Source organism: Priestia sp. USM5 (assembly GCF_058323215.1).
On sequence record NZ_JBSGKN010000002.1, the window covers coordinates 1 to 17,462 of the forward strand.

General features: G+C 39.7%; 13 protein-coding genes. 10 read left to right on the forward strand and 3 right to left on the reverse strand.

The annotated features are described in order from the left end of the window. Window positions 1–276 precede the first annotated feature (276 nt). On the reverse strand, window positions 277–1,737 hold the full coding sequence (katA, locus tag ACWATA_RS24395; RefSeq protein ID WP_473050247.1) for a catalase KatA: 1,461 nt from the start codon (window positions 1,735–1,737) through the stop codon (window positions 277–279). A gap of 276 nt (window positions 1,738–2,013) precedes the next feature. After that, window positions 2,014–3,822 carry a carbon starvation protein CstA gene (gene cstA / locus ACWATA_RS24400; protein WP_014457699.1) on the reverse strand — a complete coding sequence of 603 codons (1,809 nt, stop codon included), beginning with the start codon at window positions 3,820–3,822 and terminating at the stop codon, window positions 2,014–2,016. A 253-nt stretch (window positions 3,823–4,075) separates the two neighbouring features. Here cstA and proB point away from each other — a divergent pair, with 253 nt between their 5' ends. Together proB and ACWATA_RS24410 are read left to right on the forward strand one after the other, a co-directional pair. Further along, window positions 4,076–4,900, forward strand: coding sequence for a glutamate 5-kinase (proB, locus tag ACWATA_RS24405; protein WP_013085533.1), 825 nt, complete (start codon window positions 4,076–4,078; stop codon window positions 4,898–4,900). Then, window positions 4,897–6,141 carry a glutamate-5-semialdehyde dehydrogenase gene (locus ACWATA_RS24410; protein WP_034263707.1) on the forward strand — a complete coding sequence of 415 codons (1,245 nt, stop codon included), beginning with the start codon at window positions 4,897–4,899 and terminating at the stop codon, window positions 6,139–6,141. The genes proB and ACWATA_RS24410 overlap by 4 nt, the downstream gene beginning before the upstream one ends. Window positions 6,142–6,414: 273 nt before the next feature. Here ACWATA_RS24410 and ACWATA_RS24415 read toward each other — a convergent pair whose 3' ends face one another. Beyond that, a complete protein-coding gene (locus ACWATA_RS24415; protein WP_049166315.1) occupies window positions 6,415–7,800 on the reverse strand; it encodes a sugar porter family MFS transporter in 1,386 nt (461 codons plus the stop codon). Between the two features lie 192 nt (window positions 7,801–7,992). Here ACWATA_RS24415 and ACWATA_RS24420 point away from each other — a divergent pair, with 192 nt between their 5' ends. From ACWATA_RS24420 to cydC, 8 genes are all read left to right on the forward strand, one after another. Then, on the forward strand, window positions 7,993–8,769 hold the full coding sequence (locus tag ACWATA_RS24420; RefSeq protein ID WP_047749562.1) for an alpha/beta hydrolase: 777 nt from the start codon (window positions 7,993–7,995) through the stop codon (window positions 8,767–8,769). A 95-nt stretch (window positions 8,770–8,864) separates the two neighbouring features. Then, window positions 8,865–9,875 (forward strand): LacI family DNA-binding transcriptional regulator, encoded by a 1,011-nt coding sequence (locus tag ACWATA_RS24425; RefSeq protein ID WP_473050248.1) that lies wholly within the window; start codon window positions 8,865–8,867, stop codon window positions 9,873–9,875. Window positions 9,876–10,019: 144 nt separating this feature from the next. Beyond that, entirely contained in the window at window positions 10,020–10,781 is a 762-nt protein-coding gene (locus ACWATA_RS24430) for a threonine/serine exporter family protein (protein WP_013085528.1), read from the forward strand. Between the two features lie 14 nt (window positions 10,782–10,795). Further along, entirely contained in the window at window positions 10,796–11,251 is a 456-nt protein-coding gene (locus ACWATA_RS24435; protein WP_013059882.1) for a threonine/serine exporter family protein, read from the forward strand. A 300-nt stretch (window positions 11,252–11,551) separates the two neighbouring features. Beyond that, complete coding sequence (locus tag ACWATA_RS24440) at window positions 11,552–12,958, forward strand: cytochrome ubiquinol oxidase subunit I (protein WP_028411940.1); 1,407 nt, start codon at window positions 11,552–11,554, stop codon at window positions 12,956–12,958. Continuing rightward, a complete protein-coding gene (gene cydB, locus ACWATA_RS24445) occupies window positions 12,945–13,961 on the forward strand; it encodes a cytochrome d ubiquinol oxidase subunit II (protein ID WP_028411941.1) in 1,017 nt (338 codons plus the stop codon). Before ACWATA_RS24440 ends, cydB begins: the two co-directional genes overlap by 14 nt. Continuing rightward, a complete protein-coding gene (gene cydD / locus ACWATA_RS24450) occupies window positions 13,961–15,673 on the forward strand; it encodes a thiol reductant ABC exporter subunit CydD (protein ID WP_099000257.1) in 1,713 nt (570 codons plus the stop codon). Before cydB ends, cydD begins: the two co-directional genes overlap by 1 nt. Next, window positions 15,673–17,418 carry a thiol reductant ABC exporter subunit CydC gene (cydC, locus tag ACWATA_RS24455; protein ID WP_047749566.1) on the forward strand — a complete coding sequence of 582 codons (1,746 nt, stop codon included), beginning with the start codon at window positions 15,673–15,675 and terminating at the stop codon, window positions 17,416–17,418. Before cydD ends, cydC begins: the two co-directional genes overlap by 1 nt. The last annotated feature ends 44 nt before the right edge of the window (window positions 17,419–17,462 follow it).

Sequence of the window (17,462 nt, forward strand, 5' to 3'; positions counted from 1 at the left end):
TTATGCTGGTTGCTTCTCTTTTTTTAGCGTTCGTAATTTTATTCCGCAACCGCAAAGTGTACTGTGCTTTAGTACTTTTATTTCTCTATGACACTGATTACATCTTATTTCTTGTCCAACCATTTCTTCATCCCTTCCTCTTTTTACAAGAATTTAAATAAGTATCCATAAAATATGGATACTTATTTAGTGATAAAATGTTAAACTAATTGAGAATAAACGAGAATCTAAAATGAGAAAAACATCTTTATTTTCTCAGTGGGAAAGCTGATATCTTTATTTTACTTGCTGCGGAACAGACAATCCTAAACCGTCTGCAACGCGTGTTCCATACTCTGGATCCGCTTTGTAGAAGTGCTGAATTTGACGCAGTTTAATCTCTTCTTTTTCTACAGGCTTCATAGCTTCAACGATGTTTGCAACTAGTCGTGTACGCTCGTCTTCGCTTAGGAGGCGGTATAAGTCACCTGCTTGCGTGTAATGGTCGTTATGATCATATGCAACACTATCGGCAACGCCAGAAACAGGGTATGCCACTTGTTTATTTTCATGAGATTCTGTCGGACCGCCAAAGCTGTTTGGCTCATAGTAAACAGAACGGCCGCCGTTATCGTCAAAGCGCATTTGACCATCACGCTGATAGTTATTTACTTCATTGCGCGGACGGTTAATAGGTAGCGCTTGATGGTTAGCACCCACGCGGTAGCGATGTGCATCGCTGTATGCGAATAGTCGACCTTGCAGCATTTTATCAGGTGATACGTCAATTCCCGGTACAAGCGTTCCAGGTGAGAATGTAGCTTGCTCCACTTCGGCAAAATAATTTTCTGGATTTCGGTCCAAGACCATGCGACCTACTTCAATTAACGGATAGTCTTTTTGTGACCAAACCTTTGTTACGTCAAACGGATCAAAGCGGTACGTATCAGCGTCTTCTAATGGCATAATTTGAACGTACAGCTTCCATGAAGGGAAATCGCCTTTTTCAATGGCATTAAATAGATCTTCAGTATGATAATCCGGATTTTCACCAGCTAGCTTTGCGGCTACGTCTGGAGACAGATTTTTCACGCTTTGCTCTGTTTTAAAGTGATATTTTACCCAAACGCCATCTCCTTCGGCATTAACCCATTTAAATGTATGGCTGCCAAATCCATGCATATGGCGTAACGTTGCCGGGATACCGCGATCAGACATTAAAATAGAAACTTGATGCAAAGATTCAGGAGATAAAGACCAGAAATCCCACACGGCCGTCGGGTTTTTCAAATGCGTGCGTGGATCGCGTTTTTGTGTATGAATAAAATCGGGAAATTTAATCGCATCTCGGATGAAAAATACAGGTGTATTATTTCCGACTAAGTCGTAGTTGCCTTCTTCTGTATAAAATTTAACAGCAAATCCGCGAGGGTCGCGAACGGTATCTGCTGAGCCGTTTTCACCAGCTACTGTTGAAAAGCGAACAAATAGAGGTGTTCGTTTTCCTACTTCAGAAAGGAAAGCTGCTTTTGTATAGGCTGAAACATTGTTTGTCACTTCAAAATAACCGTGGGCACCGGCGCCTTTTGCGTGTACGACGCGTTCAGGAACACGCTCTCGGTTAAAATGGGCTAATTTCTCTAAAAGGTGAACATCTTGAATTAAAGTAGGTCCGCGTGAACCAGCGGTCATCGAATTTTGATTATCTCCAACCGGAGATCCCCAACTAGTCGTTAAGTTGTTCTTGTTTGTTGTCATCTTAGAACCACCTCTTATTTGAATTTTATTATGTTAGAAATAATAATAACATTTTTAAATAAAAAATCAATACTAAATTATAATTATTATAATTTAAAGTGTTAATTTTGAGATGTAGTCAGTGGGGGTTATAAGCATGTGAAGTGTACGAACTATTTTAAAAATTTTCTGTATAGTATATTTAGTTTAATAATAAAAATGCCTGGTGTGCAATTATTTTGACCGGCTATTACCATATCAAAAACACGCTTGCTTATATAAGCAAGCGTGTTCGTTTTATATATTTTGTGATAAGTTTGCTTTCGCCGCTAGTTCAGCCTGAGGCGTGCGCCAAAGCTGCGTCCATTTTTGAATCGCGGCAATCATAATAATGAGACCGAGTATAAGCATGATGATTGAAAGAGTCGCATTTAATATGCTGTAACCTGCCGCAGCTTCATTTAAATACACATTCTTAACCATCCAATAACCCGCGTAGTTAACCGTTACGTAAAGGTAGGCTAGTGGAATAAGACAAGTAAGCATATAGGAGCGCTTATCTGCAATTCTAAGAATAACGGTTGCACCAATAATTAAACCAATGGATGCCATTAACTGATTCGATACGCCGAACAGCGCCCAAACTGAGCCAATATCTCCTGAGAACAATAAGTATCCCCACATAAAACAGGCTAGGGCACTTGCAAAAATGGACCCAGGAAGCCAGTCTACTCGCTTCAATGGCTTATAAAATTCACCGAAAAAGTCTTGAATTAAATAGCGGGAAACGCGTGTACCCGCGTCGATAGCAGTCAAAATAAACACTGCTTCAAACATAATAACGAATTGAAAAAAGTAAGAAGACAGGTGGCTGAACCAAGGAATTTCCGTGAAAATATACGTCATTCCTACAGCCAGTGTAACAGCGCCGCCTGTACGGCCTTCTAAGTTTAGGCCAATTTCTTGGCTAAGCTGAGGAAGAGCCGTTACGTTCATGCCAAGCGTTTTGAATACTTCAGGTGTAGAGTTGATTGCAAAATAGTCTCCAGGATGTAAAGCAGTTGCGGCAATTAATGCCATAATTCCTACTAAGCATTCGACTAACATCGCGCCGAAGCCTACAACTTTAATGTCACTCCAACGATCGAGCATCTTAGGGGTTGTTCCTGAACCAACAAATGCATGGAAGCCAGAAATAGCACCGCAGGCGATCGTAATGGAAATAAACGGCCACACAGGTCCTGCTAAAATAGGGCCGCCTCCGTGAATAAATTCAGTAACTGCAGGAAATGGAATTGCTGGATTTACGAAAAACACGCCTACAATCAGCGCGATAAAGACACCAATTTTCATAAAGCTGCTTAAGTAATCTCGAGGTGCCAAAAGCAGCCAAACGGGCAAGGCCGCTGCAAAAAATGCATAAACGGGAAGAATAATTGAAAGTGTTTTAATATCTAGCGTTAAAAAATCTCCTAAAGCTGTTCCTTGAATATAAGGACCGCTAAATACGGCGATTAAAATTAAAATGAAGCCGACGGTAGAAGCCGCTTTTAAATTACCTGTTTTTTTGTGGTAAATACCTACCCCCATTGCGATCGGAATGGTAATTCCAACAGCGAATGTACCCCAAGGATTTTTCTCAAGGGCGTGTAACACGACCATAGATAAACCGGCCATTGTAATGGTAATGATAAAAAGCATAGCTAAACCTGTACAAAAACCAGCGACGGGTCCTAGCTCTTTTTTAGCCACTTCTGAAAGCGACTGGCCTTTTTGGCGCATAGATGCAAATAACACAACTGCATCGTGAACGGCTCCTCCGATTACAGCTCCGATTAAAAGCCAGAGCAGTCCGGGCAAATAGCCAAACTGAGCTGCTAAAATAGGTCCAACAAGCGGACCCGCAGCTGCAATAGCTGCAAAGTGATGACCAAATGTTACCCATCGATTGGTTGGCACGTAATCTTTTCCATCTTCAAGCTCATGTGCCGGCGTTTTTTGCGCATCGTTTAGTTTCAAGACCTTAACAGCCATGAATGTTCCATAAAGCCGATACGCAATCATTAAAATACAGATAGATCCAATAACAATCGTAACCGCATTCATTACAAATCCCCCTATCCCTTAGTTGTCTGATGTTTGTACTACTACACAACGTTATGTAATTGTGTGTTCCCCTTACAACTTTCATTATAAAAGAAGAAAGCGCTTTTATCACCAGTTTTTCCCTTAATTATTTAAAAAATTAGAAAGTTCAAATTCCCTTTGAAAAACTATAAGACTTTTCACATAATCTCTGCTATAATTTTTAAAAAAATTAGTACGCATTTAGGTGTTTTTAGTTAGGGAGATGAAATGAGTGAACCATCGTCAAGAGTTACAAAATAGCAAGCGTATCGTAGTCAAAGTAGGGACATCTACGTTGACCTATGATAACGGAGATATTAACTTAGCACGCATTGAAAAACTAGCGCGTGTGTTATCTGATTTAATGAATGCAGGAAAAGAAGTTGTGCTTGTTACATCAGGTGCCGTTCAAGTGGGAGTAAAAAAACTAAAGTTAAAAGAAAAGCCAACTTCTATTCGAGAAAAACAAGCAGCAGCCTCTGTCGGGCAGTGTGAGCTTATGCATATCTATAGTAAATTCTTTGGTGAGTATAGTCACATTGTTGGTCAAGTACTGTTAACAAAAGATGTAATCGAAGATGAACATGTGCGCAATAACGTTGTGAACACGTTTGAAAAATTAATTGAAGACAAAGTGATTCCTATTGTGAATGAAAACGATACAGTTGCCATCGATGAGATTGAAAACATCGTGCGTTTTGGAGATAACGATAATTTATCCGCCATTGTTTCAGTTTTGATTCACGCAGATTTACTTGTTATTTTATCTGATATTGACGGTTTCTTTGATTCAGATCCCACAAAAAACCCTAACTCTAAATTAATGAAAGTAATAGATGGCATCACGCCGGAGCTTGAGAATTTTGCTGGAGATAGTGGAACTGACGTTGGAACAGGCGGAATGGTCACAAAGCTGACCGCTGCTAAAACAGCTACAAGTGCAGGCGTGAGCTTAATCCTAGCAAATGGGAAAGAACCAAGTATTTTGCGAGATATTATTGAAGGCCAAGAAATTGGAACGTTATTCTTAAAACAAGCTGAAGGAGTAATGAAATGAGTGAATTGCAGCTTAAAGGAAAGCAGGCAAAAGAAGCCTCTTATTTCTTAGGAAATGTAACGAGCGAACAAAAACAGCAGGCACTTTATAAAATGGCGGCTGCTCTATTGGATCAACAAGAGACAATTTTAAAAGCAAATGAATTAGACGTAGAAAAAGCCGTTCAAAAAGGCACGTCAAAAGCGATGTTGGATCGCCTATCTTTAAATGAAGGGCGGATTCATGGAATGGCAGACGGCCTGCGCCAAGTAGCTGCGCTTGCAGATCCGGTAGGAGAAGTGCTGTCTATGGCTAAACGACCAAATGGCTTACAAATTGGGCAGCAGCGTGTACCTATTGGTGTCATAGGAATTATTTATGAAGCGCGTCCAAACGTTACATGTGATGCAGCAGGCTTATGCTTAAAAGCAGGAAATGCGGTTATTTTGCGCGGAGGCAGTGAGGCATTTCATTCGAATCAAGCGATTGTTTCTGTATTATCCCAAGCTGCGGCAAGTGCAGGATTTCCTGAGCATAGCGTACAGCTTATTGAAGATACGTCGAGAGAAACAGCACTGGAGTTAATGAAGCTAAATGAATATATCGATGTATTAATTCCTCGAGGCGGTGCTGGTTTAATTGAAGCGGTGGTAAAAAATGCAACGGTTCCTGTTATTGAGACAGGAACCGGGAACTGCCACATTTATGTTGATGAAGAATATGACCGTGACATGGCAGCCAGTATTGTCATTAATGCAAAAACATCTCGTCCAGCGGTGTGCAACTCAGCCGAAAAGCTGATTATTCATGAACGGGCGGCTCATGAATTTTTGCCGATTATTGTTCAAGCGCTACGAGAGAAAGATGTAGAAGTACGCGGTGATGAACGTGCGCTCACAATCGTTCCAGATCTTGTTCCAGCAGGGGATGAGGATTGGAAGAAAGAATATTTGGATTTCATCATGGCAGTTAAAATCGTAGATGACATCGATGAAGCGATTTCCCATATTAATGTTCATAGTTCACATCATTCTGAAGCGATTGTAACAACAAATTATGCTCATGCTCAGCGTTTTTTACAGCGCGTTAATTCAGCTGCTGTTTATGTGAATGCTTCGACGAGGTTTACGGACGGAGAAGAGTTTGGTTTCGGGGCAGAAATCGGAATTAGTACACAAAAGCTTCATGCGCGTGGACCAATGGGATTAAAGGAATTAACAACATTAAAATATATTATTTACGGAGATGGACAAATTCGATAAAAAGAAGAGGCTGGGACGAAAGTATTTTAGACAAAGTAAAAACGAACCATTGATCAAAATTTTTGATTAGTGGTTCGGTTTTTTTGTTAGGGTGAACATAGTTTTCATCTGTTTAAATTCTTCTAGTAGTTGATTGGAGGGCGAGATGAAGACTCCCGCGGAAAGCGAAGTCTTGCACGGAAATCAACTACGGTGTCATAAGCCGTTTAGCTCATGTATCCCATTTGTTTTTCTTTAGATTGGATTCATTTAGTTATACCCCAACCTCTTCCCTTACTTCCATATATGTTCAATTTCTTCAAGTGACTTTCCTTTTGTTTCTGGCACCCACTTCCATATAAACAAAAATGAAGCGATACACATAATCATAAAAGATAAAAAGGTAAAAGATCCTCCAGCTTTGTTCCAAAGAATAGGAAAAAACTGAGACACAAACCAATTAGCTATCCACAAGAAAAAGGTAGAAATAGACATTGCATAGCCTCTCGCATGATTAGGAAAAATTTCAGAAATCACAACCCATACAACAGGTCCCATAGAAATATTAAAAAGAAATAAATAAAAAACAATAAGTAAACTAGTAGTCAAGCCTTCAGTACCCTGTGAATGAAATCCAAAAGAAACGAGAAGCTGCGTAACGGCCATACCGGCTGTGCCAATAAGTAATAAAGCTTTGCGGCCAATCCGGTCGATAAGCCACATGGAACAAAGAACGCCTAAAAAGGCAGCTACACCAATCATAGACGTAACAAGGAGCGATAAATCTCCTCTAGCTCCAGCTGCTTCAAAAACTTGCGGGGCGTAATAAATAATGGCATTGATTCCGACAAGCTGTTGAAAGGCTGCAAGTAGAATACCAATAAGCAACGCTTTTCGAAGGCCTGCCTCTTTAAAAAGCGAAAGAGAAGCCGGTTGATTTTCTTTTAACGATTGCTCAATATGATACAGCTCTTGGCGTGCAATGTGTGTCCCATTGATTTTAATTAAAATGTCCATAGCTTCTACAGTGCGGTTTGCTTTTACTAGCCACCTCGGACTTTCAGGAACAGGAGAAAGGATAAGAAGAAATAAAAGAGCTGGAATCCCAGAAGCACCGATAATGTAGCGCCATCCTGTGGAATTCTGCCATGCGTCTTCCCCAATAGATAAAATGTAGTCATTTACAAAATAGACAGAAACAATCCCAACGGCAACAGCAAATTGATAAAGAGAGCCTAAGCGGCCGCGCATGTGCGGAGGGGCTATTTCAGAAATATAGGTAATAGAAAGAACGGAGGCCATACCAATGCCCAGCCCTCCAATAATTCGAGAAATAATCACAAAAGAGATGGCTGAAGATAGTGCTTGCATAATTGCGGATACGATAAATAAAGAAGCTGCTAAAAGCAAGATACCTTTTCTACCGAATCGATCACTCAGTTTTCCTGAAGAAAGTACCCCAACGGCACCCCCGAGCAGCAAACTGGATACAACAAAACCTACCATCGTTGGACTGAGATTAAAATGCACTTCCATCAATCCAATAGCCCCTGAAATGACGGCTGTGTCATAGCCGTAAAGTAACCCTCCAAAAGCAGCTGCACATGAAATGAAAATAACAAAAAATAGATTTCCTTTTTGCTCTTTATACTCGTCAGAAGTTACTTTTACTATCCCCATATAAATTCCTCCTTTGAATCGCGTTCACTATTTTAATTTAAAAAAACGTTATACGTAAAACGTTTTCATAAAAGATGTTTTTTATGTTAAACTAAAAATTGTAAATAATCAAACTATTTTTTAGCTTTTATATGAATTATGTACGTTTTGTTATCAATCAATAGGGAAGAAAAAGTAAGGGGGAAGAGAAATATGGCGTTTATTCAATGTGATTTTTTTTCAGAAGTATTGCAAATAAGTACTTCAATGAACGTTTTGATACCGCAGCAAACAAAATCTCAGATTGGTTTACAAACCAATACAAGAAGTGAGAAACACCCTACGCTCTATTTATTACACGGTCTTTCTGATGATCATACGATATGGATGAGAAGAACTTCGATTGAACGCTACGCATCAGAATTAGGACTTGCAGTTGTAATGCCAAATGTAGATCGTAGCTTTTATAGAGATATGGCTTATGGAAAGAAGTATTGGACGTTTGTAACAGAAGAACTTCCTCAATTGGCTAGGTCATTCTTTCCGTTATCGGAAAAAAGAGAAGATAATTTTGTGGCTGGTCTTTCTATGGGAGGGTACGGCGCTTTAAAATGGGCGTTTCGCAAACCACATCAATTTTCTGCAGCTGCCAGTTTATCAGGAGTGATGGACATTGAAGGGCTTGGAGAGCGAGGGGAAGTTCAGTTCCTAGATTATCCTTTGATTTTTGGCATGCCGCCTGTTATTAGACCTGAGGATGATCTTTTCTGGCTGCTTGAAAATCGCCGGCGCTATGGAGAAGTGACTCCGCGTATTTATCAATGCTGTGGAACGGAAGATTTTTTATATCAGGAAAATAAACGTTTTTCCGAGCGATGTAAGCAAGAGCCTATTTGTTTTACATATGAAGAAGGAAAAGGAAGTCACGACTGGGCATATTGGGATCAAAAAATTCAAGATGTGTTAAAGTGGCTGTTTAGTGAAAAGTAGGGAAGGTAGTTTTGGGTGGTTCCGACTTCTAGTAGTATAATAAAGAAAAATGTTTACTTGGTCGATAGACTAAAAGGAAATAGGAGTCGGTACGAATGGGGAGAAAAAAAGTCACGATTACAGAAGTAGCAAAAGAAGCGGGTGTTTCATTAGCTACGGTATCAAGAATCTTCAATAATAAAGACGGTAAAATTAAAATCAGTGAAAAAACAAAACAAAAAGTACTAAAAGCAGCAGCTCATTTAGGGTATCAGACAAATCCATTTGCGGCAGCTCTGCGGGCCCAAAAAACAGGGATTATCGGGATATTAATTAGAGATTTAAAAGACCCATTTTTAATCGAGCTGTTAAAAAAGGTACAGCAGCAAGTTCAAAGTCGAGGGATGGACGTTCTTATTGGACATACGGATTACCAAGAAACAACGGCTGAGCGTCAATTAAATGTGATGATGAATCATTGGTTTGATGGAGTCATTTTATTAGATTATGTAGCCGCTCCGCATCCGTTTGTAGACGTATTAAAACAATATCAAACGCCTTACGTTTCTCTTACAGGAGACGGCTCTTCTGCACTTTGGCCAATTGTACATGTAGATGATGCGGAGGGAATGCAATTAGCTGTTGCTCACTTAACGGACCTTGGCCATAAGAATATCGGGTTCGTTGGAAAAGCTGTAAGCGGAGTCGAGCACCGTCTGTCTCTGTTTTATCAGTATGTACCGTCAGCAAACGCAAAGTTTGTGAAAGAAGATATGAATAACTCAGATGAACTATATCAGTTTATAAATGAGCTAGCTCATCATCCAGAGCCCCCAACTGCGCTTATTTGTGCTACGGATTACATTGCTCTGAAAGTGATACACTGTGCGTGGCAAAACGGACTTCACGTTCCAGCGGATTTGTCTGTTATAGGGTTTGATGATATTACAGAAGCTAGTGAAGCGCAGCCTCCGCTAACAACCATCCGTCAACCGATAGAAAAAATGGCTGAAAAAGCAGTAAACCTCTTACTTCAGCAAATTCAGGATCAGCAAGAAATAGATCAGGTACAGTATAAAATGGCACCTGTATTAGTAGAGCGTGAGACCACAAAACGTATGAATTGATAAGGAATGTATATACTATTCCTGAAAGTGTGAGACAAAAAGTCCACACTTTTTTGCATTAACCATTGCGTCCACTTCCCTCTTTCTTATACACTGTATGCTGTAGGGGAAAAAACCAAGCTTTAATATGTTTGGAGCGATTTGATGACACAGCAAAAATTAGATAAATATGAAATTATGGACGTTAGCTTACTAGCAGGTAAAATTATGTTAGAAAGCGGAGCAGAAACGTATCGAGTAGAAGACACAATGATGCGGATTGCAGCGTCTTACGGTATAAAAAAATCCCACAGCTATGTGACGCCAACAGGGATTATGTTTTCACTTGAAACGAAAGAACCGACGAAAACGAAGTTAATTCGTATTTCCGAACGAACGACCGATTTAAAAAAAGTAACTATGGTAAATAGCGTCTCAAGAACCATCAGTCAAGGAAACATCTCCTTGGAGGAAGCGTATGAAATGCTACAAGAAATTGAAGCAACGAACGTAGCTTTTCCACTATGGGTTCAACTTGCAGCTGCATCCATTTCTAGCGGATGCTTTTTAATCATGTTTCAAGGTTTATGGACGGACTTTATTCCAGCGATGTTTTCAGGAGGTCTCGGATTTTTAACCGTGGTGTATTTCCACCGTCTTATTCCGATTCGCTTTTTTGCTGAGTTTACCGCTTCGTTAGTTATTGGACTTTTATCAGCTCTTTTAGTCGCTTCAGGACTAGGAACGCAAATTGATAAAATTATTATTGGATCCGTTATGCCTCTCGTTCCTGGGTTATCGATTACCAATGCAGTGCGAGATTTAATGGCGGGACATTTACTGTCTGGATTATCAAAAGGAGCAGAAGCGTTTCTGACGGCATTTGCTATTGGTGCAGGTATTGCCATTGTATTTACGCTTCTATAGAAGGGAGGCATCATATGCATATCGTAGAGCAGATAATTACAAGTTTTATTGCTTCAGCAGCGTTTGGGATCATTTTTAATGTTCCACGTGAATCATTATTAAAAAGTGGCTTTGTCGGAATGATTGGCTGGCTCATTTACTATTTGCTAACGTTCTATGGTGTAGATGAAATTCCAAGCACTGTAGCATCGGCCTTTTTTATTGCTATTATTAGTCAAATTTACGCAAAAATTTATCGTACGCCGATCATTATTTTCACCGTAGCAGGTATTATTCCGCTCGTTCCAGGGGGAACAGCATACGATGCCATGCGTAACTTTGTAGAAAATAATTATAATGAAGCGATTAGTCTTGCAGCAAAAGCCTTTATGATTTCAGGTTCAATTGCCATTGGTATTGTATTTTCTGAAGTCATTAACCAAATCATTCGTCAATCTAAATTAAATGCGAAAGCAAAATATCGACCGTAGAGAAGCAAGCTCAAATCAGAGCGTGCTTTTTTTATGAAAAAATAAAGAGATCCTTCCCTTTTTTGTCACAAGAAAGTCACGTTTTAGTCTAAAAACGTTCAAAAAATGTACGTGCACAGCTAAAAAAATAGACTATACTATGTAAATAGAAAGAGAGACATTACATATGTTTGTGAAATGTTGAGCATATTTCTCGAATTGTTATGCTCAATGTTTCACAATATAAGTAAAAGATGCTCAGAAATGAGCAAAGTATCTATGGAAATGATGAATGTTCTTATATATGAAAGGAGAAAGAAGATGGATACAGTCATACTATCACGTATTCAATTTGCATCAACGACGCTGTTTCATTTTATCTTTGTACCGCTGTCTATCGGCCTTGTCTTTTTAGTAGCGATCATGGAAACGATGTACGTAGTAAAAAAAGATGAACAGTATAAAAAGATGGCAAAGTTTTGGGGGCACTTATTCCTGATTAACTTTGCTGTCGGAGTCGTAACAGGTATTTTACAAGAATTTCAGTTTGGCATGAACTGGTCAGAGTACTCAAGATTTGTAGGAGATGTATTCGGTGCGCCGCTCGCTATTGAAGCACTGCTCGCGTTTTTTATGGAGTCCACTTTCCTTGGACTGTGGATTTTCGGGTGGGATCGTTTGCCTAAATGGCTGCACTGTCTATGTATTTGGCTTGTTAGTCTAGGTACTATCTTTTCAGCGTTCTTTATTTTAACGGCTAATTCTTTTATGCAGCATCCGGTCGGAATGGAGCTAAATAATGGCCGTTTAGAAATGAATGACTTCTTTAAATTGTTAACGAACGGTCAGCTGTGGGTCGAATTCCCTCATACAATTTTAGGTTCGTTTGCAACAGGCGCCTTTTTTATCACGGGTGTCAGCGCTGTTATGCTCTTGAAGAAAAAACATGTGGCTTTTGCTAAAAAATCATTTCAAGTTGCTATCCTTGTAGGGCTAGTTTCAGGTGTAGGAATTGCACTATCTGGGCATGAACAGGCCGGATATTTAGTTAAAACACAGCCGATGAAAATGGCCGCAAGTGAAGGATTATGGGAAAACAGCGGAAGTCCAGGTGCTTGGACAGTAACAGCAAATATTCACCCTGATGAAAAGAAAAATACGAGTGAAATCAAAATACCTTACTTATTAAGCTTCTTATCATACGGTAAGTTTTCAGGCTCCGTTCCTGGAATGAATGAGCTGCAGCAGCAGTATACGGCGAAATATGGAGAAGGAAATTATATTCCACCCGTTCGAACAACGTTTTGGAGTTTCCGCATTATGGCTGGTCTAGGTGGCGTATTATGTGCATTAGGCATTTGGGGTACGTACTTGCTTTCTCGTAAAAAACTTCAAGAAAGCAAACTATTTTTACGTATTATGACGATTGCCATCGCCTTTCCGTTCCTTGGAAGCTCAGCAGGTTGGATTATGACAGAGATTGGCCGTCAGCCTTGGGTTGTATTTGGCTATATGAAAACCGAAGATGCCGTGTCTCCTGGTGTAACAGCAGGTGAATTGCTATTTTCTATTATCTCGTTTTCGTTCTTTTACTTAATTTTAGCTGTGATTATGGTGTTCTTGTTCGTTAAAGAAATTAAAAAAGGTCCAGATCACGATCACGAAGCACATACAAAAGTAACATCAACTGATCCGTTTACAAAGGAGGGATACAATGTTTTCTCTTAATGAATTCTGGTATTTGCTAGTATCCATTCTGTTTGTTGGTTTTATCTTTTTAGAAGGCTTTGATTTTGGGATTGGAATGGTGTCTCGCTTTTTAGGAAGAAACGACTTAGAGCGACGAGCTTTTATTAATACAATCGGTCCTTTTTGGGATGCAAATGAAGTTTGGTTAATTTCAGCAATCGGTGCTATGTTTGCCGCTTTTCCAAACTGGTATGCAACGCTATTAAGCGGGTCATATGTTCTTTTTGTTCTTCTGTTGCTTTCGCTTATCGGACGCGGTGTAGCATTTGAATTTCGAGGAAAAGTTGAAAAACAAGCGTGGAAAAATGCGTGGGATTGGGTTATCTTCTTTGGAAGTCTTTTTCCACCGCTCATTTTCGGCATCTTATTTTCAGCACTAATGAAAGGATTGCCTGTTGAGCGCAACATGCAAATGAATGCCGGCTTTTCGGATATTGTGAATCTATATACCATAACGGGCGGCGTGACGCTAACGATGCTTTGCTTATGGCACGGACTTATTTTTGCGACGATCCGTACGATGGATGACATTAGAGATCGTTCACGAAAAGTTGCCATGAAGCTTTTGCCTGTTAATGCCTTGCTGCTTCTTATTTTTTCAGGCATGACGTTTTTTGAAACAAATTTATTCAGCAATCATAGCCGCTTGATGCTATACACATTTTTTATCGGTATTTTCGTGTATTTACTAGCAGGATTTTTCCTTACACGGAAAAAAGACGGATGGGCCTTTGCTATGTCTGGCTTAATTTTAATTTTATCAATTTCCTCTATATTTGCAGGATTGTTTCCAACCGTTTTGGTTAGTTCAGTCAATGAAAGCTATAGTTTAACGATTCATAATGCAGCATCAGGGAATTATTCCTTGAAAATTATGTCTTACGCTGCTATTGCGTTACTGCCTTTTGTGTTAGGTTATCAAATTTGGAGCTACTACGTTTTTAGAAAACGTGTAGATCATAAGGAGCATATGGAGTACTAATGGGTAGAAATTTAATGGTTTACAACGGAATAAAAATGGTTCTTGCCGTGTTAATAGGGCTTATTACTATTCAAAGTGTAGCCATTATTTTTCAAGCTAAGTGGCTTGCCGAAGTAATTACTGCTCTTTTTCATGGTGAAAGTTTAACTTCGCAGACAAAAGCAATCGGATTGTTTTTGTCTGCCTTTATGATTCGTCAGATCGTAAGTTTTATAGTGAAAAAAACAGCATATCAATTTGGAGTCAAAACGACTCAGGAACTTCGTTTGACGGTCATGAAAAGCATTTTTGCACTCGGACCGCGCTTTACCAAAAATGAAGGGACAGGAAACTTGGTGACGCTCATCACCACAGGCCTACAGAAGCTTCGCGCTTATCTTGAGCTGTTTTTGCCTAAACTGGCCGCCATCAGCGTTACACCTTGGCTAGTGCTCGCTTTCGTTTGGTATCAAGATCGGCTTTCAGGCATTATTTTGCTTGTAACTATGCCAATTTTAATTTTATTTATGATTTTACTTGGACTGGCTGCCCAGAAAAAAATAGATAGCCAATGGGAGACGTATCATGTGCTGTCCAATCACTTTGTAGATTCGCTTCGAGGATTAGAAACGTTAACATTTCTCGGGAAAAGTAAGGAGCATGCTGAAACGATTGGAAGAGTCAGTGACCGCTATCGAAAAGCGACAATGGGAACGCTCCGAATTGCTTTTTTATCTACGTTTGCTTTAGATTTCTTTACGATGTTATCTGTAGCCATCGTGGCTGTTATGCTCGGTTTGCGGCTAGTGAACGGTTCGATGACGTTAGAGCCTGCACTTATGATTTTATTGCTGGCGCCTGAATACTTCCTGCCGATACGGGAAGTCGGAAACGATTATCATGCAACATTAGACGGAAAAGAATCCGGAGATGCATTAATTAAGATTGTAAAGCAGGCTGAAAAACCGTCGGCTAAAGAAGAAGATGTTCCTGATTGGACGGAAAACAGTGAAATTCAATTGCGTCATATCACCGTAAAATATGACGAAGAGCAGCCGCCTTCTCTTGAAGATGTGTCACTTCATGTTAAAGGAAGTAAAAAAATTGGGATTATAGGAAAAAGCGGAGCTGGAAAATCGACGCTTATTGATATACTGAGCGGCTTTGTACAATTTACAGAAGGGTCTGCTGAAGTAAACGGCGTGCCGGTTGATTTACGCTCAGATGCTTGGCAAAAGCAGATTACGTATATCCCTCAGCACCCATTTATTTTTAATGGAACAGTGAAAGAAAATATTGAATTTTATCAGGATAGAGGCGGTTCTTATGATTATGAAGATGCCTTAACGAAAGCAGGACTTTTATCTACGATTCAACAGATGCCTAAGAAGGAAAATGAAGTGATAGGAGATGGAGGACGGCAGCTTAGCGGCGGCCAAGCTCAAAGGATTGCCCTAGCTAGGGCGTTTCTGAGCGATCGCCCTATTATTATGCTTGATGAACCAACGGCGCAAGTAGATATTGAAACGGAATATGAATTAAAGCAAGATATTTTAACGATGTTTCAAGACAAGTTATTTATTTTAGCTACGCACCGTCTGCATTGGATGAAAGATATGGACCTCATTGTTGTAATAGAGAACGGAAAGGTTGCAGAAGTCGGCAATCATCAAGAACTGATTCGAAAAAAAGGAGCTTACTATCAATTTTTACATGAAGAGGAGGAGATATGATGAAATATAAAAGTTGGATATGGCCCTACTTTAAAACGTATAAATATCGTATCTTTTCTATCTTATTACTAAGCTTGTTAACGATTGGTTCTGCTTGTGCGCTAATGTTCACATCAGGTTACTTGATTTCAGCTTCTTCCTTACGTCCAGAAACAATCTTACTGGTGTACGTTCCCATTGTGCTTGTGCGTACATTTGGTTTAAGTCGAGCCGCCTTTCGTTATGCGGAGCGTCTTGTTAGTCACGATTTTATTCTTCGCATTTTAGCTAAGATGCGTACACGTCTTTATCATTTGATTGAACCGTTAGTTGCTACATCCCGCTATCGAACGGGAGATGTTTTAGCGGTTCTCGCTGAAGATATTGAAAGTTTACAAGACTTGTTCTTGCGTACCATTCTTCCAACAATCTCAGCTGTTATTTTATACGTTATTTCGATTGTAGCTTTAGGATTCTTTAGCCTAAAGTTTGCATGTTTGATTGCCATCTATTTATTTTTATTAGTAGTAGTGATGCCGCTTTTTTCCCTTTGGCATATGAAAGCGGCCAATCAGCGATATAAATCAAGCAAAGCACAGTTATATGCTAAGGTCACAGACGGGTTTTTAGGAGTTGCTGATTGGGTGTTAAGCGGTCAGCAGCAGTCATTTTTTCATTCGTATAACAAAACAGAAGATGAGCTAGACCGCATGGATCGTAAGCTTAAACTATGGACGTATTACCGAGAATTGATTGGCCAAGTTATTGTAGCAGGTTTAATTGTCACAATGATTTGGTTTGGGGCTTCTCTTTTTGCAGACAAAGAGCTTGCAGGTGTTTTTATTGCTGCTTTTATTTTAGTAGTATTTCCTTTATCTGAAGCACTGCTGCCGGTATCTAATGCAGTAGAAAAAATTCCTCAATTTGAAGAGTCATTAAATAGAGTGCAGGAAATGGAAAAGAACTGGGAATCTGTGAATGAAAAGAAAAAACATACTCTTTCCCTACCTTACAAAGGTTCATGGGACTCGGTTAGCTTAAAAGTCGAGCATGTAAGCTTTCGCTATAGCAATGAGGAAGAGTCAGTCATTCATGATCTTTCATTTCAAGTCGAGCAAGGGAAAAAAATTGCGATTCTTGGCAAGAGCGGAGCTGGAAAGTCGACTCTGTTAAAGCTGCTGCAAGGCTCCTTATTGCCTACAGAAGGTACAGTTCAACTAAACGGTCAGTCTGTTGCTGAAGTTCGTGAAGATGTACCAAAACTCATCTCTGTATTAAATCAAAATCCTTATTTATTTAATACAAGCGTAGCAAACAATTTATTACTAGCTAATGAAGAGGCTACAAAAGAAGAGGTAATTGAGGCAATGAAGCAAGTCAATATGCACTCCCTTGTGGAAGGTTTGCATCAAGGATATCAAACGTCCATGCTCGAAACAGGTCAGCGCTTTTCAGGAGGAGAACGTCAGCGGATTGCGTTAGCACGTGTTCTACTTCAGCGTACGCCAATTGTTATGCTGGATGAGCCAACTGCAGGGTTGGATACCGTGACTGAAAAGAGTTTGTTATCCACTATCTTTGAAACTCTTCACGACAAAACTTTAATTTGGGTTACACATAATTTAGTTGGGATGGAAAAGATGGATGAAATCTTATTTCTACAAGATGGAAAGATAGCCATTCGCGGAACGCATGAGGAATTACTTGCTACGAACAGTCACTATCAAAAGCTATATGAATTGGATCATCCGGTAAAAAGCCTTTAGCAGCAGCTAAAGGCTTTTTACTATTTTATACTAAAGTGAAATTC

Bases quoted from the DNA above. Each gene is read 5' to 3' on its own strand.
- katA (WP_473050247.1), bottom strand. From the start codon at position 1,737: ATGACAACAAACAAGAACAACTTAACGACTAGTTGGGGATCTCCGGTT.
- cydD (WP_099000257.1), top strand. From the start codon at position 13,961: ATGGGTAGAAATTTAATGGTTTACAACGGAATAAAAATGGTTCTTGCC.
- ACWATA_RS24435 (WP_013059882.1), top strand. From the start codon at position 10,796: ATGCATATCGTAGAGCAGATAATTACAAGTTTTATTGCTTCAGCAGCG.
- ACWATA_RS24410 (WP_034263707.1), top strand. From the start codon at position 4,897: ATGAGTGAATTGCAGCTTAAAGGAAAGCAGGCAAAAGAAGCCTCTTAT.
- ACWATA_RS24440 (WP_028411940.1), top strand. From the start codon at position 11,552: ATGGATACAGTCATACTATCACGTATTCAATTTGCATCAACGACGCTG.
- cydB (WP_028411941.1), top strand. From the start codon at position 12,945: ATGTTTTCTCTTAATGAATTCTGGTATTTGCTAGTATCCATTCTGTTT.
- cstA (WP_014457699.1), bottom strand. From the start codon at position 3,822: ATGAATGCGGTTACGATTGTTATTGGATCTATCTGTATTTTAATGATT.
- ACWATA_RS24415 (WP_049166315.1), bottom strand. From the start codon at position 7,800: ATGGGGATAGTAAAAGTAACTTCTGACGAGTATAAAGAGCAAAAAGGA.
- ACWATA_RS24430 (WP_013085528.1), top strand. From the start codon at position 10,020: ATGACACAGCAAAAATTAGATAAATATGAAATTATGGACGTTAGCTTA.
- cydC (WP_047749566.1), top strand. From the start codon at position 15,673: ATGAAATATAAAAGTTGGATATGGCCCTACTTTAAAACGTATAAATAT.
- ACWATA_RS24420 (WP_047749562.1), top strand. From the start codon at position 7,993: ATGGCGTTTATTCAATGTGATTTTTTTTCAGAAGTATTGCAAATAAGT.
- ACWATA_RS24425 (WP_473050248.1), top strand. From the start codon at position 8,865: ATGGGGAGAAAAAAAGTCACGATTACAGAAGTAGCAAAAGAAGCGGGT.